At 45.0% G+C, this 21,710-nt stretch carries 22 protein-coding genes, 2 pseudogenes and 3 riboswitches; of the genes and pseudogenes, 11 read left to right on the top strand and 13 right to left on the bottom strand.

Going from position 1 to position 21,710, the window contains the following annotated elements; translation table 11 throughout:
* Positions 1-80: 80 nt before the first annotated feature.
* The 3 genes from mtnA to NSS60_RS10610 form a co-directional block, all read right to left on the bottom strand.
* Positions 81-1,118, bottom strand: coding sequence for an S-methyl-5-thioribose-1-phosphate isomerase (gene mtnA, locus NSS60_RS10620; RefSeq protein WP_004891475.1), 1,038 nt, complete (start codon positions 1,116-1,118; stop codon positions 81-83).
* Positions 1,119-1,125: 7 nt separating this feature from the next.
* Entirely contained in the window at positions 1,126-2,295 is a 1,170-nt protein-coding gene (gene mtnK / locus NSS60_RS10615) for an S-methyl-5-thioribose kinase (RefSeq protein WP_004891473.1), read from the bottom strand.
* A gap of 72 nt (positions 2,296-2,367) precedes the next feature.
* Positions 2,368-2,467, bottom strand: a riboswitch (SAM riboswitch).
* A gap of 87 nt (positions 2,468-2,554) precedes the next feature.
* Positions 2,555-3,349 (bottom strand): carbon-nitrogen family hydrolase, encoded by a 795-nt coding sequence (locus tag NSS60_RS10610; protein WP_004891470.1) that lies wholly within the window; start codon positions 3,347-3,349, stop codon positions 2,555-2,557.
* A 96-nt stretch (positions 3,350-3,445) separates the two neighbouring features.
* Between NSS60_RS10610 and NSS60_RS10605 the strand changes: the two genes are divergently transcribed.
* From NSS60_RS10605 to NSS60_RS10585, 5 genes are all read left to right on the top strand, one after another.
* The gene (locus NSS60_RS10605) at positions 3,446-4,618 is read left to right on the top strand and encodes a pyridoxal phosphate-dependent aminotransferase (protein WP_004891468.1); all 1,173 of its coding nucleotides are present in this window, start codon (positions 3,446-3,448) and stop codon (positions 4,616-4,618) included.
* Positions 4,619-4,708: 90 nt separating this feature from the next.
* A riboswitch (SAM riboswitch) is annotated at positions 4,709-4,816 on the top strand.
* Positions 4,817-4,876: 60 nt separating this feature from the next.
* The gene (gene mtnW / locus NSS60_RS10600; protein ID WP_004891466.1) at positions 4,877-6,097 is read left to right on the top strand and encodes a 2,3-diketo-5-methylthiopentyl-1-phosphate enolase; all 1,221 of its coding nucleotides are present in this window, start codon (positions 4,877-4,879) and stop codon (positions 6,095-6,097) included.
* Complete coding sequence (locus NSS60_RS10595; protein ID WP_004891464.1) at positions 6,094-6,753, top strand: 2-hydroxy-3-keto-5-methylthiopentenyl-1-phosphate phosphatase; 660 nt, start codon at positions 6,094-6,096, stop codon at positions 6,751-6,753. Before mtnW ends, NSS60_RS10595 begins: the two co-directional genes overlap by 4 nt.
* Positions 6,750-7,355, top strand: a complete 606-nt coding sequence (locus NSS60_RS10590) for a methylthioribulose 1-phosphate dehydratase (protein ID WP_004891461.1) — start codon at positions 6,750-6,752, stop codon at positions 7,353-7,355. The genes NSS60_RS10595 and NSS60_RS10590 overlap by 4 nt, the downstream gene beginning before the upstream one ends.
* A gap of 14 nt (positions 7,356-7,369) precedes the next feature.
* Positions 7,370-7,906, top strand: a complete 537-nt coding sequence (locus tag NSS60_RS10585; RefSeq protein ID WP_004891460.1) for a 1,2-dihydroxy-3-keto-5-methylthiopentene dioxygenase — start codon at positions 7,370-7,372, stop codon at positions 7,904-7,906.
* Positions 7,907-7,914: 8 nt separating this feature from the next.
* Here the strand turns inward: NSS60_RS10585 and NSS60_RS10580 are convergent, their stop codons facing one another.
* From NSS60_RS10580 to NSS60_RS10565, 4 genes and pseudogenes are all read right to left on the bottom strand, one after another.
* On the bottom strand, positions 7,915-8,766 hold the full coding sequence (locus NSS60_RS10580; RefSeq protein WP_064214355.1) for a DMT family transporter: 852 nt from the start codon (positions 8,764-8,766) through the stop codon (positions 7,915-7,917).
* Between the two features lie 12 nt (positions 8,767-8,778).
* A pseudogene (locus NSS60_RS10575) lies at positions 8,779-9,513 on the bottom strand (ZIP family metal transporter).
* Between the two features lie 11 nt (positions 9,514-9,524).
* Positions 9,525-10,940 carry an ATP-binding protein gene (locus tag NSS60_RS10570; protein ID WP_004891456.1) on the bottom strand — a complete coding sequence of 472 codons (1,416 nt, stop codon included), beginning with the start codon at positions 10,938-10,940 and terminating at the stop codon, positions 9,525-9,527.
* 104 nt (positions 10,941-11,044) lie between these two features.
* A complete protein-coding gene (locus tag NSS60_RS10565; protein WP_004891455.1) occupies positions 11,045-12,466 on the bottom strand; it encodes an amino acid permease in 1,422 nt (473 codons plus the stop codon).
* 129 nt (positions 12,467-12,595) lie between these two features.
* A riboswitch (Lysine riboswitch) is annotated at positions 12,596-12,774 on the bottom strand.
* A 138-nt stretch (positions 12,775-12,912) separates the two neighbouring features.
* On the opposite strand from NSS60_RS10565, the pseudogene NSS60_RS10560 reads away from it, so the two are divergent.
* Both NSS60_RS10560 and NSS60_RS10555 read left to right on the top strand, forming a co-directional pair.
* Positions 12,913-13,035: pseudogene (locus NSS60_RS10560) on the top strand (TetR/AcrR family transcriptional regulator); the annotation flags it as partial.
* A 125-nt stretch (positions 13,036-13,160) separates the two neighbouring features.
* On the top strand, positions 13,161-15,263 hold the full coding sequence (locus NSS60_RS10555; RefSeq protein WP_004891452.1) for an ATP-dependent Clp protease ATP-binding subunit: 2,103 nt from the start codon (positions 13,161-13,163) through the stop codon (positions 15,261-15,263).
* A gap of 40 nt (positions 15,264-15,303) precedes the next feature.
* Here the strand turns inward: NSS60_RS10555 and NSS60_RS10550 are convergent, their stop codons facing one another.
* The 4 genes from NSS60_RS10550 to NSS60_RS10535 are packed head-to-tail and all read right to left on the bottom strand — an operon-like array spanning position 15,304 to position 18,679.
* On the bottom strand, positions 15,304-15,588 hold the full coding sequence (locus tag NSS60_RS10550; RefSeq protein WP_035018781.1) for an MspI family type II restriction endonuclease: 285 nt from the start codon (positions 15,586-15,588) through the stop codon (positions 15,304-15,306).
* Positions 15,589-15,637: 49 nt separating this feature from the next.
* On the bottom strand, positions 15,638-17,044 hold the full coding sequence (locus NSS60_RS10545) for a sensor histidine kinase (RefSeq protein WP_192948385.1): 1,407 nt from the start codon (positions 17,042-17,044) through the stop codon (positions 15,638-15,640).
* Entirely contained in the window at positions 17,031-17,702 is a 672-nt protein-coding gene (locus NSS60_RS10540) for a response regulator transcription factor (protein ID WP_004891448.1), read from the bottom strand. Before NSS60_RS10540 ends, NSS60_RS10545 begins: the two co-directional genes overlap by 14 nt.
* A gap of 2 nt (positions 17,703-17,704) precedes the next feature.
* A complete protein-coding gene (locus NSS60_RS10535) occupies positions 17,705-18,679 on the bottom strand; it encodes a YncE family protein (RefSeq protein WP_004891445.1) in 975 nt (324 codons plus the stop codon).
* A gap of 92 nt (positions 18,680-18,771) precedes the next feature.
* Between NSS60_RS10535 and NSS60_RS10530 the strand changes: the two genes are divergently transcribed.
* The 3 genes from NSS60_RS10530 to NSS60_RS10520 all read left to right on the top strand — a co-directional run bounded on the left by NSS60_RS10530 (position 18,772) and on the right by NSS60_RS10520 (position 20,719).
* Entirely contained in the window at positions 18,772-19,149 is a 378-nt protein-coding gene (locus NSS60_RS10530; RefSeq protein ID WP_340720838.1) for a FixH family protein, read from the top strand.
* 73 nt (positions 19,150-19,222) lie between these two features.
* Positions 19,223-20,218, top strand: a complete 996-nt coding sequence (locus NSS60_RS10525; RefSeq protein WP_192948387.1) for a YkvI family membrane protein — start codon at positions 19,223-19,225, stop codon at positions 20,216-20,218.
* A gap of 42 nt (positions 20,219-20,260) precedes the next feature.
* Entirely contained in the window at positions 20,261-20,719 is a 459-nt protein-coding gene (locus NSS60_RS10520) for a hypothetical protein (protein ID WP_004891439.1), read from the top strand.
* 17 nt (positions 20,720-20,736) lie between these two features.
* Here the strand turns inward: NSS60_RS10520 and NSS60_RS10515 are convergent, their stop codons facing one another.
* Positions 20,737-20,862: a hypothetical protein gene (locus tag NSS60_RS10515; RefSeq protein ID WP_268915715.1), complete on the bottom strand. Its 126-nt coding sequence runs from the start codon at positions 20,860-20,862 to the stop codon at positions 20,737-20,739.
* A gap of 105 nt (positions 20,863-20,967) precedes the next feature.
* Between NSS60_RS10515 and NSS60_RS10510 the strand changes: the two genes are divergently transcribed.
* A complete protein-coding gene (locus NSS60_RS10510) occupies positions 20,968-21,081 on the top strand; it encodes a DUF6254 family protein (protein WP_003396753.1) in 114 nt (37 codons plus the stop codon).
* A gap of 46 nt (positions 21,082-21,127) precedes the next feature.
* Here the strand turns inward: NSS60_RS10510 and NSS60_RS10505 are convergent, their stop codons facing one another.
* Entirely contained in the window at positions 21,128-21,703 is a 576-nt protein-coding gene (locus NSS60_RS10505) for a hypothetical protein (RefSeq protein WP_088223394.1), read from the bottom strand.
* Positions 21,704-21,710 lie beyond the last annotated feature (7 nt).

Here is a 21,710-nt window from a genome sequence, read left to right as displayed (position 1 = left end):
TTTTTTTACGATATGGGACAACGCAAGTGCGAAAATTAAAATGGCGCCTTTGACAATATCTTGAGCGTAATATGGCACGTTCACACGAAAACCTCCTCAAATAATGTCGGTAGCTTCGTTTTGTAGTCGCCAGACACGATGCCTTTTTCGGTAATGATGCCGGTAATGAGTTCATGCGGCGTAACGTCAAATGCAGGATTGTACACGTTCACATTCGGCGCGATGTTTACACCAGCGATATGGGTCACTTCTTCTTTCGCCCGTTCTTCAATCGGAATGTCGTCGCCTGTTTCCGTCTGTAAGTCGATCGTCGATAGCGGAGCGGCGACGTAAAACGGAATGTTGAACGCGTTCGCTAAAATCGCTAAGCCGAGCGTGCCGATTTTGTTCGCTGTATCGCCGTTGGCGGCAATGCGATCGGCGCCGACGATGACTGCGGAAATATGTTTGGCTTTCATCGTTTGCGCTGCCATATTGTCTGTAATGAGCGTCACATCGACGCCAGCTTGCGAAAGTTCCCAAGCGGTAAGTCGCGCACCTTGCAGCACAGGGCGCGTTTCGCAAGCGTACGCATGAAGCGTCATTCCTTTTTCTTTCGCTAAATGAAACGGTGCGAGCGCCGTGCCGTATCGGGCGGTAGCAATCGCCCCCGCATTGCAAATTGTCATGATGCGGTCGCCGTCTTGGAACAAAGAAAGGGCATGTTCGCCGATGCGTCGGCATACGTCTTCATCTTCAACTTGAATGCAAATCGCTTCATGAATGAGCGTCGTTTTCGCTTCATTGACCGAGGTGGCGTTGGCGACGCTTTTCATAAGCCGGTCAAGCGCCCAAAATAAATTGACGGCAGTCGGGCGCGAGCTCGCTAAATAGTCGCGGTCGCGCTTTAAATTGGCGTGAAACTGTGCTAAGTCGTTTGTTTCATATGATTTTGCCGCAAGCGCTAACCCGAAGGCAGCAGTCATGCCGATCGCCGGCGCCCCGCGCACTTTTAACGCGACGATCGCGTCCCATACGTCTTTTATGTTTTTTAAGTCTAAATATTCAGTCTTATGAGGCAACGCTTGTTGGTTTAAAATCGTAATATGCGTATCATGCCATTGTACAGATTTCATCATTTTCCTCCTAGCTGTTGACATGTGCGGTTTGTTGTACGAGACGTTTGATAGCATGAATCGGCAAATGTTCACGTTGCACGATGAGTTCGCGTCCGAGGCGAAGAGCGTGCCGTTTTGCTTCTAGCCGCCGTTCAAGCGGCAATTCATCGAGGTCCGCCACATGCGCTAAGCCGATCGTGCGGCGAATGACTTCGCAACCCGCAAATCCGATCGCTTCGACGAGCGCGTCGCTTACGATGTCGTCGAGCACGAAAGAAACGCGCGCATACGGTTCGTTGCTTTCTTGCCAACATGTTGTAAATGTACGAACAAACACGTCCCACGTTTTTTCAATATGCGTAAAGAGCGGCTCGCGTTCGCTTTCATGGCGAGAGAGGGCGTTTAATAGTAAATTGGCAAAAAATTGCCCTAAATCAAAGCCGATCGGACCGTAAAATGCAAATTCTGGATCAATTACTTTCGTGTCATCGTCGCTTGCGAATATGCTTCCGGTATGTAAGTCGCCATGAAGCAACACGTCTGCTTTTGTTAAAAAGAGCCGTTTTAATTTCGCTGCTTCGCGCTTGAGTTCATCATCTTGCCAAAGCTGCTCGACATCAGCACGAAGCTCCGTTTCAAAGCTGTTCGTGTCGTGGTCAAAAAACGGGTCGGTAAAGACGAGATCTTCCGTAATTTTACAAAGTTCAGGGTTTGTAAATTGTTGGGCGAGCTTCTTTTTTTGTTGTTGATTCATGCCAAAATCAGACGTATAAAACGCCGTTTTCGCGACAAACTCGCCGATATGTTCAGAAAGCTTCGGAAATGTTTTTCCTTCGATCAGCCCGCGACGTGCAATTTGTAAATGGGATAAATCTTCCATCACCGTAATCGCTAAAGTCTCATCGGAATAATACACTTTTGGTACATACTGAGGGACGTAGCTTGCGAACGTGCGCAACGCTTGGCTTTCGATTGTCGCGCGCTTTAATGTAAGCGGCCAGCTTTCGCCGACGACTTTCGCGTACGGCAATGCTTGTTTTATGATGATGCTGTCGTTTGTGCGCTCGTTGACGATGCGAAAGACGAGGTTTAAGTTGCCATCGCCAATTTCTTGGCATGAAAGAAGCGCATCTTCTTGGAATAGCCCTAAACGAATCGCGAGCGCGACCGCCTTTTGCTCTGTTAACGGTTCGTACATAGTAATTCCTCCCTTAGCATAAATAAAAAACCTCTTTCGCTGAACGAAAGAGGTTTGAAGTTTGCTTCGCACCTCTTATCTCTCAGCCTACTGCTGCAAGAATTAGCACCGTGCGTCATCGCCGGTTGCCGGGTTTCATCGGGCTCGTCCCTCCACCTGCTCTTGATAAGAGTGTTTATCATTATTTGAATGTTTTGAATAGTGAAAACGTTTCGTGAATTCGCTTGATTTGAATCATACATCGCTTCTCGCTTGTTTGTCAATCTTTTTTTTCAAAAATTTTATACACGTCTGGACGACGATCGGCAAAAATCGGGATGCGGGCGCGTACGCGTTGTACTTCGCTTATGTCGATCGTTGCCTTGATGACTGTTTCTTGTTCGCTTCCTTCTGCAAGAATATTTCCCCACGGATCGATAATCATCGAATGCCCAGCAAACGTGTTGTTCGGGTCTTTTCCTGCGCGGTTGCACGCGACGACGTAACATTGATTTTCGATCGCTCGCGCCATTAATAACGTGCGCCAATGATGAAGGCGCGAAAGGGGCCATTCCGCAACGACAAATAACACTTCCGCACCGTTTAGCGTATGCGCGCGAATCCATTCTGGAAAGCGAATGTCATAACAAATGACGCCTGCGCCCGTCACACCGTCAAGCGAAAATATACCCGTCGTTTCCCCAGCTTGCAAATGTTTATGTTCATCCATCAATTTGAACAAATGAAGTTTACTATATTCACAAACGACATCGCCGTTTCGATGGACGATATACATCGTATTCGTTATGTTGTCCGCCACTTTTTTCGCGACCGATCCACCGACGATATGCACACGATACGTGCGGGCAAGTTCGGAAAGAAACGCCTTCGTTTGTTCGCCGTTTTCATCGGCAATATGAGTAAGCCTCGTTAAATCGTAACCTGTCGTCCATAGTTCAGGTAAAACGACGACATCGGCTTCTTTCGCGATTTGTTCCATGTAGCGCACGACTGTTTGTTTATTTTTTTCCGGTGCTCCAAACGCAATGTCCATTTGCACGCAAGCGATATTCATCTCATTCACCTCAAAAAAATTTTCTTTACATTTTGATTTTTACGATATATGATTCTTGACTAGAATTTCAACCTTTTTGTGAAGTAGGTGTGAAAAATGAAAACATTTCCGCAATCGAACTTGTTACAGCAACTTCCGAAGCAATTTTTTGCTTCGCTCGTGCAAAAAGTGAACGCAGTCATTGCCAAAGGGCATGATGTCATTAATCTCGGACAAGGAAATCCAGATCAGCCGACACCAGCGCACATTGTAAGCGCGATGCAACAGGCGGTAGCAAAGCCTAAGTATCATAAATATTCACCATTTCGCGGCTATTCGTTTTTGAAAGAAGCAGTGGCGACGTTTTATAAACGCGAGTATGGCGTGACGATTGATCCTGAAAAAGAAGTCGCTATTTTGTTTGGCGGAAAAGCAGGGCTTGTTGAAATGCCGCTTTGCTTATTAAATTCGGGCGATGTTGTGCTCGTTCCTGATCCCGGTTATCCAGACTATTGGTCGGGGGTCGTGCTTGCGCGGGCGCGCATGGAAATGATGCCGCTACGGGCGGAAAACGGCTTTTTACCTAATTACGAGGAGCTAAACAAAGATGTCGTTCGCAAGGCGAAACTGATGTTTTTAAACTATCCGAACAATCCGACCGGCGCAACCGCAACGAAATCGTTTTTTCAAGACACGGTTTCGTTTGCTGAAAAACATCGTATCGGTGTTGTACACGATTTCGCATACGGAGCGATCGGCTTTGACGGGAAAAAGCCAGTAAGCTTTTTACAAGTCGAAGGGGCCAAAGACGTCGGCATTGAAATTTATACGTTCTCAAAAACGTACAATATGGCAGGATGGCGCATCGGTTTTGCGGTCGGTAACGAAAGCATGATCGAAGCGATCAACGTATTACAAGACCATTTATACGTCAGCATGTTCGGGGCGATTCAAGAAGCGGCAGCAGTCGCACTACTTGATTCGCAACAATGCGTCGCCGAGCTTGTCGCGACGTATGAAGCAAGAAGAAACACGTTCGTTCATGCATTGCGTGACATCGGCTGGGATGTGCAAGCGCCAGCAGGTTCGTTTTTCGCTTGGCTTCCGGTGCCAAACGGCTATACGTCGGAAACGTTTGCTGACCTTTTGCTTCAAAAAGCGCACGTGGCGGTCGCTCCGGGCATTGGGTTTGGCGAACATGGGGAAGGCTATGTGCGCACAGGGCTGCTCACAAGCGAAGCAAGACTTCAAGAAGCAGCGGAACGCATCGGGCGGTTGCAACTTTTTTAAAAAAATGATTGACAAACGCCACATGTGCTGTCATAATTCGAATTAAATTTGTGAAAAACGAACTGTTTGAAAAATTTTATACATTGCGAATTCTTATCAAGAGTAGGCGGAGGGACGAGCCCGATGAAGCCCGGCAACCGACTTAACAAGTGTTAAGCACGGTGCTAATTCTCGCAGCAGTGCGCTGAGAGATAAGAAGAGACGAACGATTGAGCCTCTTCTTATGAAGAGGTTTTTTATTTGTAAAGGAGTGGGAAGATGATTACCGCAACATATTTGATCCATGACGACAAAGACTTAGTGAAAAAAGCGGAAGGGATTGCGCTTGGATTGACTGTCGGGTCGTGGACCGATTTGCCGCAGCTTGAACAAGAGCAGTTGAAAAAACATAAAGGCGTTGTTCAGTCCATTGAACAGCTCGAAGAAGATGAGCGGGTCAATACGTTTTTTGGCAAAAGACTAAAACGTGCGCTCGTGCGCATTTCGTATCCGAGCGTCAATTTTAGCGCCGATTTTCCAGCGATTTTGACGACGACGTTTGGAAAATTGTCGCTTGACGGAACGATTAAACTTGTTGACTTAACGTTTTCGGACGAACTGAAGCGTGCTTTTCCCGGCCCGCGCTTTGGCATTGACGGCATACGCGAAAAGCTTAGCGTTTTTGACCGTCCGCTTGTGATGAGCATTTTTAAAGCGGTCATTGGGCGTGATTTACAATACGTCACCGAACAATTAAAACTGCAAGCGCTCGGTGGGGTCGATCTCGTCAAAGACGATGAAATTTTATTTGACAATGACTTAACGTCGTTTGAAAAGCGCATTGTCGCAGGAAAACAAGCGCTACAAGACGTGTACGAACAAACAGGGCATCGGACGTTATATGCGGTCAATTTAACAGGTAAAACGTTTGAACTAAAAGACAAAGCGAAGCGTGCGGCGGAGCTAGGGGCGGACGTGTTGTTGTTTAACGTGTTTACATACGGACTTGACGTGTTGCAAGCGCTTCGTGAAGATGATGACATTCGTTTGCCGATTATGGCGCATCCGTCGTTTAGCGGAGCGATCGCTTCGTCGCACGTGTATGGCGTCAGTTATGCGCTTTTACTTGGGAAATTGTTGCGCATGGCAGGGGCAGATTTTTCGCTCTTTCCATCGCCGTACGGAAGCGTTGCGCTTGAAAAGCAACAGGCGCTCGCCATTTCTGAGGAGTTGACGAAAGAAGATTTGTTTTTACGCGCATTCCCTGTTCCATCTGCCGGCATTCATCCAGGGCTTGTGCCGCTTCTTATGCGCGACTTTGGCATCGATTGTGTCATTAACGCGGGCGGTGGAGTGCACGGACATCCGCAAGGCGCTGTCGGTGGCGGGCAAGCGTTTCGCGCCGCGGTGGAAGCGGTGCTTTCTGGGCGTTCGCTTCATGAGGCTGCGACGGAAAACGAAGCGTTAAAACAAGCGCTTGACTTATGGGGGAGCGCATGATGAAGCCGGTCATTTTTTGCGATTTTGATGGGACGATTACGTTAAACGATAATATTATTGCTTTAATGAAACAGTTTGCTCCGCCGGAGTGGGAAGCGATCAAAGACGATATATTGGCGCAGGCATGTACGGTGCAGGAAGGAGTCGGGCGCATGTTTTCGTTGTTGCCGACGACGCTGAAAGAAGACATCGTGCAATTTCTGATTGACACCGCCCGCATTCGCGACGGATTTTCCGACTTTGTCGCGTTTACGAACGAACGGCAAATCCCGCTTTATATCGTGAGCGGCGGCATCGACTTTTTCGTTTATCCGCTGCTTGACGGACTGATTGAAAAAGAGCGCATTTTTTGTAATAGCGCCGATTTTAGCGGGGAAACGATCCACATTACGTGGCCGTATGCGTGCGATGAACATTGCGAAAATGAATGCGGGTGCTGCAAGCCGTCGCTTCTTCGTAAACTCGCGCCAAAAGGGGCAAAAACGATTGTGATTGGCGATTCCATTACCGATTTAGCGGCGGCGAAACTAGCCGATCACGTCATCGCGCGCGACTTTTTACTTGAAAAATGCCGTGAGCTAAACTTACCGCATACGCCGTTTACGACGTTTTATGACGTCATTCATGTGTTGAAAGAGAGCGAGGTGATTGTATGAAAGAGAAATGGGAAGAGCTAGCGGAAGTCAAACGAGAGCTAGCGGCGCGCGACTGGTTTATGGCGACAAGCGGCAATTTGTCGCTGAAAGTGAGCGATGAGCCGCTTACCTTTCTTGTCACCGCAAGCGGAAAAGATAAACGAAAAGAGACGGCGGAAGATTTTTTACTTGTCGATGCTGACGGACAGCCAGCGGAGGCGACGCACTTGAAACCGTCCGCAGAAACGTTATTACATGTCGAAATTTACAACAAAACGAACGCCGGTTGCGTTTTGCACGTGCATACGGTCGACAACAATATCGTTTCAGAACTGTACGGTGACGAAGGGGAAGTCGTCTTTTCGAATCAAGAAATAATTAAAGCGTTCGGATTATGGGAGGAAGATGCGCAATTTCGCATTCCGATTATTCCGAATTTCGCCCATATTCCGACGTTAGCAAAAGCGTTCGCCGACCATGTCCATGGAGATGCTGGTGCGGTGCTTATTCGCAACCACGGCATTACCGTTTGGGGAAAAGATGTGTTAGAGGCGAAAAAGTTTTTAGAAGCGTGCGAGTTTTTATGTCAATATCATGTGAAATTATTGCTTATTAAACGATAAGGGGGAAAATATGTATGGCAGTCATTAAAGTGCGAAACACAGGGGAAGTGATTGAAGGAAAAGAAAACGTTGCGGCGTTTTTAAACAACCAAGGGGTGTTGTATGAACGGTGGGATGCAAGCAAACTTCCTGCTCATTTACAAAACAAGTTTGTATTAACAGACGAAGAAAAAGCGGACATTTTAGCGACGTTTCAGACGGAAATTGAAGATTTAGCGAAGCGGAGAGGCTATAAAACGTGGGACGTCGTGGCGCTTTGTGAACAAACGCCAAATTTAGAAGAGTTGTTGAAAAAATTTGAACAAGTGCATACACATACGGAAGATGAAGTGCGGGCGATCGTCGCTGGTCATGGCATTTTCGTCATTAAGGGCGATGAACAAACAGGTTATTTTGACGTTGAACTAGAGGCAGGCGACGTTATTTCCGTACCAGAAGGAAATCCGCATTTCTTTACGTTAATGGACGACCGTCAAGTCGTTGCCGTCCGTTTGTTTATTGATCCATCCGGATGGGTGGCACATCCATACGTAGAAAAAGAAGGGGAATAACGCCCCTTCTATTTTTTTGTAAACAGCACAACGCCTGTGATCGTAATGAACGAACCGATCCATTGTGCCACCGTTAACGTTTCATGAAGCAATATGTATGCAAACAATGCGGTAAAAAGCGGATTAAAATTTAAAAACATCCCTGCTGTTGTGGCACCGACTTGTTTCACGCCGACGTTCCAAAGAAACATCGCAAGCACTGTCGCCCCGATGCTCGTATAGATGAGCGCAAGCAAAAACGAGACGTTTACGTGATGAACGGAAAAGGAAGATACAAATGGCAACAATCCAACGACGCCAAAGACGCCTGACCAAAACGTTGCCGCAAGCGGAGAATACCATTTCATGACCGCTTTTGCGCATGCGGAATAGATGCCCCAAACGATGACGGCAGCGATCATCCATACATCGCCGATATTGACGTGTAGCACGCGATGAAGCTGTCCGTGCGTCATAAATAAAAGGACGCCGATAAGGGAGACGGTCATGGCTAACCATTGTCTCATCGTCAGTTTCTCACGGTATACGACGTAAGCAACAAGCGCAATCGCCATCGGATTTAACGTTGAGATGAGCCCGACGTGATCGGCCGATGTGTAGCGAAGCGCCTGAAACATAAAAACGTTAAATAATACGACGCCTGTCATGCCCATCGCAATAAGCGGGATAATGCCGCGTTTTTGCAGGCGGACGGACCGTTCTTTTTTTAATACGATCGGAAATAAAAAAAGAACTGCGATCGTCCAGCGCATAAACGTTAATGAAAGGGGGGAGGCGTGCGGCACGAGCAGTTTGCTTGCGACAAAGTTGCCTCCCCATAGTGCGCTTGTCAATAAAAGAAGCATATAATATTTCGACATGATCCTCATCCTTTAAAACGTTTCGATTAAAAAGACCATCAGTAACAATCCGATAATAAAGGCATACGTGGACGATTGTTCGTTTCCGTCGCCATGGCTTTCCGGGATCAACTCTTTATAAATGATAAACAACATCGCGCCAGCTGCGAACGCCAAACCGTACGGAACGAGCGAATCGACGACGGACGTTAAATAATAGCCAGCGATCGAAGCGACGAGTTCAATAAGTCCTGTGCCCATCGCCATGAAAAACGCTTTTCCTTTTGAAATGCGTTGATTAAATAAAAAAAGCGCAACGAGCAATCCTTCTGGAGCGTTTTGAAAGCCGATCGCTAAGGCGATTAAGTTGCCGATTTCGCCCCCTTCCCAAGAGGCGTAGCTCACGCCAACTGATAGTCCTTCCGGGATGTTATGGAGCGTAATGGCGGCGAGCACAAGGAGCGATTTTTTATCAACAGCTATGCTGCTTTCAGTATGCTTTAAATCAATATGCGGCACCATTTTTTCAAGAAGCGTTAACGTCAATACGCCGATGCATAGTCCAACCGCAAGCGAGAGAAACGTTCCTGAAGATAGCGCTTGAGGAATGAGGCCGAGCATGGATGCTGCCATCATGACTCAAGCGGTAAACGCAAGCAACATATCGCGCCATTGGTGCGTAAGGGAGCGCGATAAAAATAAAATGGGAATCGCGCCAGCACCTGTTGCTAGCGCAGATAACGTACTGCCAACAAGCATGTCAAACATGTTTCCACCTCCTACTGTAAAGGAAGGCGAACGGTAATCGTCGTTCCTTTATTTTCTATACTATGAATGTCGATCGTTCCTTCATGCATGTCAACGATTCGTTTACATATGACAAGCCCGAGTCCTGTTCCCGTTTGCTTCGATGTGACAAACGGTTGAAACAGTTTGTTTTTTACGTCGTTTGGAATGCCGCATCCATTGTCCGCCACTTGCAGCACCGCCCAGTCGTTTTGTTTCGTCAGCAAAATCGTTAGCTCACCGCCATCGGTCATCGCTTCGATCGCATTTTTTGCTAAATTTAAAACGACTTGTTTTAAATGGTCTTTATAACAGCGAATAGGTAAAGGTACGCGAGCGCATTGCAACGAATACACGACGTTATGCAAATGCGCTTGCGATTCAATAATTGGATGAATGCTTAAAACGATATTGTTCAAATCGCACGTTTCAAGTTTTTGTGCCGTCGGTTTGCCGAGAATTAAAAACTCATTGACGATGTCGTTAATGCGTGTAATTTCGTTTTGAATGACCGAAAAATAAAGTTGTGATTCGGTATCTTTATGCTTTTCACTCAACAGTTGGATAAATCCTTTAATGCCGGCAAGCGGGTTGCGAATTTCATGCGCGGTGCTTGCGGCGAGTGTGCCGACTAATTCAAGTTTTTGTGCTTCGGTCTCTATGCGTTCAAGCATCGTTTGCCGTTTTAATAACCAATATTGAATCAGTAGCCAAACAATATGGATGGCGACGATCAGCAATAAGATGTATGGAAGGGATGTTTGCACATTTTGTTTCATCGTTACGTGCGGCACGTTCGCTTCAATTATCCATGGTGCATAATTTAAATGAACCGTCACCGTTTGTTGTGATGGGCGAATGTCGTTTGTTGCCAACAACATCGTTCCACGCTCATCATATAAACGAAACGATGCGTCTTGGTCAATGATTTTCATCCGTTTTTTTATGTAATCCATACGTAATTCCGCCACAAAAAAACCGACTGTATCACTTGTTTTTTCATCGACAATCGGTGTGACGATTGTTGTTGTATGATCGCTGTCAATGACCGTTTGTTTTGTCGTTTTCGCCAATCGCATCGCTGAACTTGTACTTTCAGAAAAAAACGATATGTGATGAAAACGAACGTCTTGTTTTTCTATTTGTTGCAACATGTCGTTTATGTCTTTTTCGCTTAACATCGCCATATGTTTGCTAACCATAAACGCTAACGTCTCGAGTTTTGTCGTTGTCTCCGCAAGAAAGCGATCGAGATCGTTTTTATGTATATTCGCAAACAAGAGCGTTTCTTCGAGCAATTGTTGTTGCTGTTGTTCATCTTGCCAAAGCACAATCCACGCGCTTCCTACAAGGCATGGGATCATAACAAGCAAGATGTACAACCATCGTCTCATTCTCTCTCTCCCCATATACGCTCCCTCAACAAAACAAAATTCAAGGAATATTATAACATAAAGATGAAAAAAAGACTGAGAAAATGAAAAAACCCCGCCAAATATGGACGGGGGTTTTGTTATGCTGATTGTTTTTGTTTGTTCGGTTGTTCGTTATGTTGTTTGACAACAAGCGGATAGAAAAGTAAGCTGCTTGCAAGCAAGGCGACGCCGAGCAAAAATGTTTTCATATCGGCCGTTCCTGCTTTGACGAGCCAAATGGAATAAACGGTCGCAAGAAGGGCGATGATGCCGTCTGTCATTCGTTGTTTCGTCGTTTCATATGTTTCACCCGTCCAAACGAGCTTCAATTGGAAGACGGAGGCGATGAAATACGGAACGAGATACGATAATGTTGCAATATAAATGACGAAATCAAATGCGGCCGCCATTGAGTTTGAAATCGTTGAAAAAATAAATAATTGGGCAATCATATTTGAGACGATTAAAGAAAAGCGCGGCATGCTTTTTTCGTTTTCTTGTAAAAAGGCGCGAATAAATAATCCTTGTTTCGCTGCTTGGTACGGCACTTCAGCACTTAAAAAAATCCAGCCGAGCGTTGAGCCGATTAAACTAATTAAACCGAGTCCGGCAAGCAGTTGCGATCCGATAGGACCTAATACCGTACCGATTGCATCGACGAGCGGTTTTTCAGATTGAATGAGCACATCTTGTTTTAACAGACCCATGACGAGTATGCTAATGCCAATATAAATGGCTAAAGCAATGAATAGTCCGACAATCGTTGCGCGTTTGACATCGCTTTGTTTTCGGGCACGCGAAGCAAAAACGATCGCTGATTCAATGCCGATAAACGCCCAAAGTGTGCTTAACGCGACGTTGTTAATTTGCGAAAGCAATCCGAGCGTATGACCTGCTTCATCGTAACGCGGAGCAACAAACGGTTGGAGATAGCTTTTTTCAAACGCAAACAATCCGATAACAATGAATAAGAAAAAGCCAAGCACTTTCGTTGCCGTTGCGACAAAGTTCAACTTTCCGGCACTTTCTGCTCCTTGTAAAATGATCGCATGCATCATCCATAAAAGTGCGGTGCAGACGAGAAACGTGAGCAGATTGCCAAGTTTTAATGTAAATGAGCCAACAGAGAAGACGACATGTCCGCTCGTTAAAATAGGGAAGAACGTCGATAAATAACTAGCAAACGTCGTAATGATCGCAACGTTTCCAGCGACGTTGCCGATCCAATAGCCCCAAGAAGCCATAAAACCGGATAAAATGGATGCTTTTGAACCTTTCGGAAACAGTTCCTTCGCGTAAATTTGCGGTCCGCCGTTTAATTCCGGTTTACGAATAGCTAAATTGCCAAAAATGATCGCAATCATTAACACCCCAGCCCCCGTCAGCAGCCAACCGAGCAACACGCCAGCAGGGCTTGCCGCCTCAGCAAGCGAGCGCGGAAGCATAAAAATGCCCGATCCGACCATATTGCCGACAACGAGCGCTGTCAATAACCAAAACCCGAGTTGTTGTTGTTTCATGTTCGTCATCCTTTCATTCATGATTATGGCGACGCAGGCGGGCGGAGGGCTGTTGTCATACGAAAAATAAAAAAGTGCACCCTAAGTTTTCAACGGGTGCACAATATATGACACATCCGCATCAAACTTAAGATCGATAGCTCTCCACCGCATGCGCGATGACAGTCCTGCACCTATTCGGTCACAGGCCCAGCTTATAGCGCCAGAGCACGCTATAAACTTCGGCGACAAATCCTTTCATTCCACTTCATCGGCGTCTCTGCGCCTCGATGAAACTACTCTTATTTGCCGCGACCTCTATCTCATCTTAGTTGACGAGAAAGATTTCGTATTTCATTGTCGTTTCTATCGTACAAAAATCTTTTCCTTTCGTCAACGAAAAAATTTTTAGCACATATTTACAAGAAGGGAACGGAATATATATAATATCCACTTCCGCCGAAAAGGTCACGACAATTGCCGGTTTTTTATTAACGCGCCTTATCGTCATGCCGGATTATCCGTGGGATGATGAAAAAGAAATCGATCGGACGATTCAGTTTTTGATGAATGGGTTGAAGAAAACATGATAGGGAATTTTTCTATCATTTTTTTTTATTTTTTTTTAAAAAAGGTCTTGAAAATCAAAAAAGGTCAAATTATAATAAAGACAGAAAGGTCAAATATAGTCAAAGTCAAAAGGAGGTTGGTGCCTATGATGTGCCAAGTATGTAAACAAAAACAAGCGAACGTCTTTTTACACGTGCAAGTCAATAACGAAAAACAACAATTACACCTTTGCGATGCGTGCTATGAAAAACAAAAACAACAATTAAAAGTTCCAGCAGGATTCCACTTCGATCATTTCGATCAATTGTTCTCCGACTTCTTCGCACCGCTGACTAGCGAATCTGTTTCCCATGTCCAACAACAACAAGAACAACAACCGAAACGAAATGGATTGCTTGATCAATTCGGTCGCAACTTAACACAACTTGCGAAAGCAGGACTTATCGATCCGGTTATCGGACGCGAAAAAGAAATTGAACGCGTCATCGAAATTTTAAATCGCCGCAACAAAAACAACCCGGTATTAATCGGTGAACCGGGCGTCGGTAAAACAGCGATCGTAGAAGGATTAGCGCTTAAAATTGCCGAAGGGTCTGTTCCGACGAAACTATTAAACAAAGAAGTGTACGTGCTTGACGTTGCATCGCTCGTTGCCAATACAGGCATTCGCGGTCAATTTGAAGAACGAATGAAACAATTAATTGCCGAATTGCAACAACGGAAAAACGTCATTTTATTCATCGATGAAATTCATTTACTCGTCGGAGCAGGTTCGGCAGAAGGCTCGATGGACGCAAGCAACATATTAAAACCGACGCTTGCTCGCGGCGAATTACAAATCATCGGCGCAACAACGTTAAAAGAATATCGTCAAATTGAAAAAGACGCTGCGCTTGAACGCCGTTTCCAACCTGTCATCGTCCATGAACCGACGATCGAGCAAGCGATTAACATGTTAAAAGGCATTCAGCCAAAATATGAACAATTCCATCAAGTGAAATATACAGATGAAGCGATTCACGCCTGCGTCACATTGTCGCATCGCTACATTCAAGACCGCTTCCTTCCTGACAAAGCGATTGACTTATTAGACGAAGCGGGCTCAAAAGTAAGCTTAAAAGCGACACCGACAAATAAAGAAGCGATCGAACAACGTCTCGAACAAATTAGAAAAGAAAAAGAAAAAGCTGCGCAAGAAGAAAACTACGAATTAGCGGCGAAATTGCGCACAGAAGAATTGCAACTTGAAAAACAATTACAACAAAACGGACAAGCGGAACAACCTGTCGTTGACGTCATTCACATTCAACAAATCATTGAAGAAAAAACAGGCATCCCAGTCGGCAAATTACAAGCTGAGGAACAAACGAAAATGAAACATTTAGAAGAAAACTTAGCGAAAAAAGTGATCGGTCAAGAAGAAGCGGTGAGAAAAATCGCGAAAGCCATTCGCAGAAGCCGCGCTGGCTTAAAAGCGAAAAACCGTCCGATCGGTTCGTTCTTATTCGTCGGTCCGACTGGCGTAGGTAAAACAGAATTATCGAAGACGCTTGCTGAACAATTATTCGGCTCAAAAGATGCGATGATTCGCTTAGATATGAGCGAATATATGGAAAAACATGCTGTATCGAAACTTATCGGTGCACCTCCTGGCTACATTGGGCATGAAGAAGCTGGTCAATTGACGGAAAAAGTGCGCCGCAACCCTTACAGCATCATTTTGCTTGATGAAATGGAAAAAGCGCATCCAGACGTTCAACATATGTTCTTGCAAATTTTAGAAGATGGTCGTTTAACAGATAGCCAAGGCCGCACCGTCAGCTTTAAAGATACGGTCATCATTATGACATCAAACGCTGGTACGATCGGAGAAGGTGACTTACTTCAACGCCTCAGCCTATACTTTAAACCAGAATTTTTAAACCGTCTCGACGCCATTGTCGAATTTAAACCGCTTGAAAAAGCGCATATGTTGCAAATCGTTGACCTTATGCTTGCGGAATTGCAACGTACGCTCGCTGAACAACATGTGACGATGACGATTAGCGACAAAGCGAAAGAAAAATTAGCTGAACTCGGCTATCATCCAACGTTCGGTGCTCGTCCGCTCCGCCGTGTCATTCAAGAACATGTCGAAGATCAAATTGCCGACGTGTTGCTTGATGAACAAGATGTGCGCACGATTCATATCGACGTAGAGGACGATCGCATCGTCGTAAAAGCTGAAAAACATGAGAAGGTGTCCTAAAAGATTTGGACACCTTCTTACATTTTCCAAATAGAAAAAGTTAAACGATCTTTCCTTTTAGCTGTATGGATTTTCCTTTTTTCTTAGATGGATAAGTCCATTGAAAAGAAGTACCCATTTGTCCTTTCGTATTTTGTAGTATATTTTTAATGTACGTATCCATTTTTTCCATTTCTATCTCTTTTGTTTCATTTTTGAAAACAACCATATATTTTGCCCAATGAATCTTTGGATCCCCATAGCCTCCAATTCCTGCATAAGCCCATTGCGCTAATTTTTTATTGAGGTTAGGGAGTTCATTTTCCATTATTTTTAGGAATAGCATGTAATTTCATCGCGCTGTGTCCTTCTAATCATGGGGTAAGTCTGTTGTACTATATCGCATCGTATAGCGGCAATTCGATGTATACGGTCGTTCCATTCCCTCGTTCGCTTTCAAAACGAATCGAGCCGCCGTGTAGCTTGACAATTTGTTTAGTAATCGCAATGCCAAGTCCTGTGCCGCCATGTTCGCGCGAGCGCGAGCGGTCGGCGCGGAAAAATCGTTCGCCTAATCGTTCGATATCTTCTTTTGACATGCCGCATCCGGAGTCAGCGATCATGAGTTCGCACATCGGCTGTTTGTTTACTGCACGCAACGAAATCGTTCCGCCGAAAGAAGTATAGCGCAACGCATTATCGAGCATATTTTGCAACACTTGTTCGATACGGTCGGGATCGCCATCGACGATTAAGTCATGATCGAGGTCAAGCAAAAGGCGAATGTTTTTTTCTTGCAACATCGGTTCATATTTTTCAATCGTCTCCTCGACTAATTGTGCAATTGAAAATGGTGTGCGTACAAGCGGATACGTGCCTTCGAGTTGTGCTAAATCGAGCAAATCGCGCACGAGGCGTTGCATGCGGCTCGCCTCGCGATGAATGAGTTTTATATATTTTTTTTGTTGCGCTTCATCTTTCACGACGTCGTCTAGTAGCGCTTCGCTATATCCTTTCACATAGCTTAGCGGCGTGCGCAATTCATGAGAGACGTTTGCTAAAAATTCTTTTTTTCGTTCATCTTCTTGCGCGAGCGCTTTTGCCATTTGGTTAAATGTTTTGGCAAGTTGCCCAATTTCGTCTTCCGCTTCGACGTTCACTTGTGCGGAAAAATCGCCTTGCGAGACGCGATAGGCGGCTTGTTGCATATGTTGCAGCGGTTTCGTGAAATGCATCGCGATTTTTCGTCCGACAAATACAGTAATGAGTAAAAAAAGGCTTCCACCAATAATGATGAACGTTTGAATGCGCTTAAGCACATCTTCAATCGATGCAAGCGGCACGTACAAATATAAAATGCCCATGAGGCGATGTTCATCGAGTAGCGGGATGATGACACCGACAATATGCCGATTAAATGTTTGTTCATATCCTTTTTTCGTTACCGTTTTTCCAGCGAGTAGTTGTTGTCGTTCCGCTTCGCTAATAATCGCATGATGGTCGACTTCAAACGGCAAGCATGCGCTCAATTCACGTGGGTTGTTCACGAGTACAATTTCCGTATCGGATACGTCATTGATGATAGAAACGGTGTTGCGAAACGAGTCGGTGAGTGCACCGCCTTTATATTTTGCGGCAATGTTCATTCCTTCTTGTAATAAACGTTGTTCGACGTTGGTGATATAAATGTTTTCATATATATAAACAGCAACAGCATATAAAAGCAACACCGCAAGCATTAAAAAGGCGCTAATCGTTAGCCATAGTTTTTGTTGGAGTGAGAGAGAATTAAATCGTTTCATCAAATTTATATCCCACTCCCCATACTGTTTGAATGCACTGTCCGGCTTCGCCGAGTTTAATGCGCAACGTTTTAATATGCGTATCGACGGTGCGCGTGCTGCCGACGTAATGAATGCCCCAAACGCGATCTAACAGCTGTTCGCGTGTAAATACTTGACCGCGATGTTTGACAAACAACACGAGCAGTTCAAACTCTTTTAACGTTAATACAACCGGTTTTCCGTTTACGATCACTTTTCGTGCTTTTTCATCAACAACAATTGGGCCTGCTTCATATGACGTCGTTACGTCTGTTCCTTTCGTTCGGCGAAGGACAGCGTGCACGCGTGCGACGACTTCATTTGGGCTAAACGGTTTCACGATGTAGTCGTCCGCGCCAATTTGTAATCCATAAACGCGATCCCACTCATCGCTTCGTGCTGTTAAAAAAATGATCGGCACTTGCGAACGTTCACGCACGTGCATGCAAAAGCGGTAGCCGTCTAGTTTTGGCATCATAATATCGAGCAAAATTAAATCGATATGTTTTCGTCCGAACTCGGCAAGTCCAGCTTCACCGTCTTCTGCTTCGATGCACGTAAACCCTTCAGGTTCTAAATAAAGACGAAGCAATTCACGCATTTCTTTTTCATCGTCAACAATTAAAATCGTTGGCATATTTATTCCTCCTTCGCATCGCGGAAAAAGATGTAAAACGGCCCTTGTCCGACGGAAACGGTTTTCGTTTGTTTGAATGTTTTTTCATCGACAAAAACGAGCTCGTTGCTGTCGTAGCTAGCGATGATAAGCTCGCTTTTTGTTTTTATCATCGCAAAAGGATTCGCGCCAATGTTAAGTGAGTGTATGACATGTTTCGTTTTCGGTTCAAATGCATATAGCATGTTTGAACCGTGACAAAGTACATATACCGCTTCGCTCGTTTGCGAAAATTGAATCGGCATCGTTTCTGCCTTCACACGCGCAAGCAACCGTCCGTCGACAAGCGAATGAACATACGCTTCTTGCTGAATATACGCTCCGCTGCCATGTCCACCGACCCATAGTTCATCCGTTTCAGCAACAACTAAGCCGCTGACCGCAAAATCGAGCGTATCGACCGTTCGTTTGACTTGTTTTGTCGCCTGATCAATGAATGAGATTGCTCCGTCTTTAAAATGAATGACAATCCATTGCCGATGTTTGTCGTCGGCGACGATGGAAAAAGGGGAGGGGGGAGTAGCGATCGTCTCTTTTACTTTTCCGTCGAACGTCATGACCGATACCGTTCCGTCTTTTTCGTTCACAACGAGCAATTCGTGTTTTGTGACGAGCACATCGGTAACCCCTTTGTTTACGCGCCAACGTTTTTTCTCTTTCCCTGTCGATAGCGTGTACATCATCATTTCATCCATGTCTTGTCCAAACAACATGACCGTATCGCCATCAGGAAGGAGGATGGCTTTCGTTACCGGATTTTTCATCTTCCATGTTGCCATCGTTTTTTTTGTGTTATAATCAACGAAGGATAAGCTTTGCTCCTTTATATTGACGACCCCAACGACCGATTTGTTTCGGGGAATTGGGGTGTACGTCTCTGGTGTGCAGCTTGCCAATAAAACGACGATGATAAGTAAAAAAAAGAAACGAACTTGCATCGTACGCATCCTCCATCGTGTATATGTATCATCATTGTAGCAAACATTTGTGATGATTTTGTGAAATTATTGTAACATGGAAGGAGATTAAAATGAAAAAGTGGTTGTTGTTGTTGTTTGTCTTCGCTTTGCTTGTTGTGGCAGGTTGTGCAAACAAAGCAGAAGAAGAAGAGCTGGCGTATTTAGACGTCAAAATGGCGGTAGAAGAAAAGCTTCCGGCAAATGAAGAAGTCGAGCTTGCATGTTTTGTGACATACGGTGACGAAAAAGTGACCGATGCATCGGAAGTAAAATTTGAAGTGTGGAAACATGGCGATGACAATCGCGAAAAGATTGAAGGAAAGCATGCGGGCGACGGAAAGTATGTCGCGCGCTATACGTTTGAAACGAAAGGGACGTATACCGTCGTCGCACATGTGACAGCAAAAAATATGCACAATATGCCAAAAGTCGATATAGTTGTAGAATAAGAAAAACGGCGGAAAATATTCGCCGTTTTTTTTCATATACATATAGAAAAAATGGACGAGTGGGGGAGAGCGTATGTGGATGCGGGCGATTCAAATTGCGTTTGTATATGTCGGAACGGTAGTCGGGGCTGGATTTGCGACAGGAAAAGAAATTGTACAGTTTTTTACGCAATACGGAGCAATTGGGACGGTCATGATTGCAGGAAGCGGAGGTCTATTTATTTTTTTAGGGACGCGTTTAATGGTGATGGCAAATCGGCTTCAAGCGCGATCGTATGAACAAATGAATGCATATTTGTTTGGAAAAATGAGCGCAGTTGTCAATTTGTTTATGTTTGTTGTGCTATTTAGCGTGACGTCTGTTATGTTGTCTGGGGCGGGGGCGGTGTTTGAAGAACAGCTTCATATGCCGGCGCATGTCGGGCTTATGTTTACGGTGTTGCTTGCGTTTGTGACGATGTTGTTTGGTTTAAACGGCATTTTAAGCGTCAATCTCATTGTCGTGCCGCTTATGATCGCATTTAGTTTATCGATTTCGTTTATGAATGGGGGAGAGATCGTTTGGACAAAGCCGCCGCTTGCCGCTTTTTTCTCTCCGTTTGCGTATGTGGCGTTTAATTTAGCGATGGCACAAGTTGTGCTCGTTCCGCTTGCAACTGAAGTAAAAGATGAACGGGCGATTCGCCTTGGGGGATGGCTTGGCGGCTTATTGCTTATGTTTATTTTATTTAGCAGTCATTTCGCGCTTTCTTTACTTCCTAATTTGCTATCTTACAGCATTCCGATGGCGGAAGTCGTGAAACGTTCGCTCGCTTCGTTTTATGGGCTATATGTTGTGATCATTTACGGTGAAATTTTTTCATCGTTTGTTGCAGGGGTGTTCGGACTGCATCGAAAATTGGCGCTTTTTTCTCAAACGCCGATCTTTGTTCTCATCGTGCTTTTACTTATGATGTATGCGTTTAGTTTAGTCGGGTATCATGCGCTTTTAACCGTATTGTACCCTTTGTTTGGGTATGTTAGTATCATCTTTATTTTTTTACTTTTCTATCGAAAAATGCCTAGCTAGAAAAAACGAAATGTAGTACATTGAATGTAAGGGGGTGATCTCATGCGGCAAACGGTTATCGCTATTGTAGCTTTGCTTATTGTATTTACACTTGAGACATTCCACATCATTCAATGGTACGATGCACGTGTATGGCCTCTTATTGTTTTTTCTTTTGGACTTATCGTTCATATATATGTGTTTAAGCGCGGTGTACGGGAGCACGAAGCGTTTCTTTTATTGCCGGCTGCCATTGCGCTATGGGGCGGGGCGTTTGCGTTTAGCCAGTACTTTTTGCTTAACGACGGAACGATGTATGTGTTGGCGTTTACGATAGGATTGTTAGAATGGTGGATGTTTAGCCATGAAGCGTGGTTAAAACAGCCGCTTCTCTTTTGTTTCGGATGTAGCGTCGTAGCTAGTTTAGAAGCAGGGGAGATGCTTTTACCGTTCGTTCTTTCCGTCATCGGGATCGGGGCATACGTTTATCGCACAAAAAACGAGCGAGCCAATGCGCACTAGGCTCGCTTTTGTCGTTTTTATGAAATACCAAACCGATGTAAAATTTGTTTCAGCTGATTGACGTTTTCTGCCAACACGGCTGCTTCTTTCGCGACTCGTTGCACTTTTTGTAACGCTTTTTTTGCTTGTTTCGATTGTAGCAATTTCCTCTCCCTCTTTTCCCCTTATCTAAAATATACAAAATTTTCAAACAATAAAAAAGTCATAAAATAAACGAATGGACAAATGATAAAAGGGGAGGTGGCACAATGACTCAATCGAAACGACAAAAAGAGCGACAATGGACCGTTCGAAAGCAAGCGCAAAATGAACCGCACGGGAAAGTGAAGTCGTTTGAACAACTAGCAAAAGAGGAAAAATAAATGGAAAAGGCTGTCCCAAGGAAGTTTGTGACAGCCTTTTGCGTCGTTATTTTGCTTTTAGTGCACGAATTTCGTTTTCATGTACAAGTGATCGAACAGCAAGCGACTGAATCGCGAGCTCGTGTCGTGCTTGGGTTGCGATGACATCTTCAAGTTTCTCGGACATGTCAGCGAGGTTTTGCTTGATCGTTGGGATTTCATTGACTGCCTCTAGTATTTCAAATACAGCTTGTTTAATAAGAGGAAGATCTGCGATGTCATCTTTCGTGGCCATACGTTGTTCGATGCTGGCGATATCGTCTTTTGTAGCCATACGTTGTTCGATGCTGGCGATATCGTCTTTCGTGGCCATACGTTGTTCGATGCTGGCGATATCGTCTTTTGTAGCCATACGTTGTTCGATGCTGGCGATATCATCTTTCGTGGCCATACGTTGTTCGATGCTGGCGATATCGTCTTTCGTGGCCATCGTTTGCTCAATGTGCCCGATACGCTTGTCCATGGCGGCGATATCGTCTTTTGTAGCCATACGTTGTTCGATGCTGGCGATGTCGTCTTTTGTAGCCATATGTTTGCGTAGCGATGCAAGTTCATCGAAAATACGTTTGAGCATCTCATCCATGTTCACT

Origin of the sequence: Anoxybacillus sp. FSL W8-0382 (assembly GCF_038003845.1) — a bacterium.
GTDB classification, from domain to species: domain Bacteria; phylum Bacillota; class Bacilli; order Bacillales; family Anoxybacillaceae; genus Anoxybacillus; species Anoxybacillus flavithermus_G.
The sequence above is the reverse complement of the archived record's forward strand: the minus strand, read 5'-3'. Positions and strand labels throughout refer to the sequence as shown.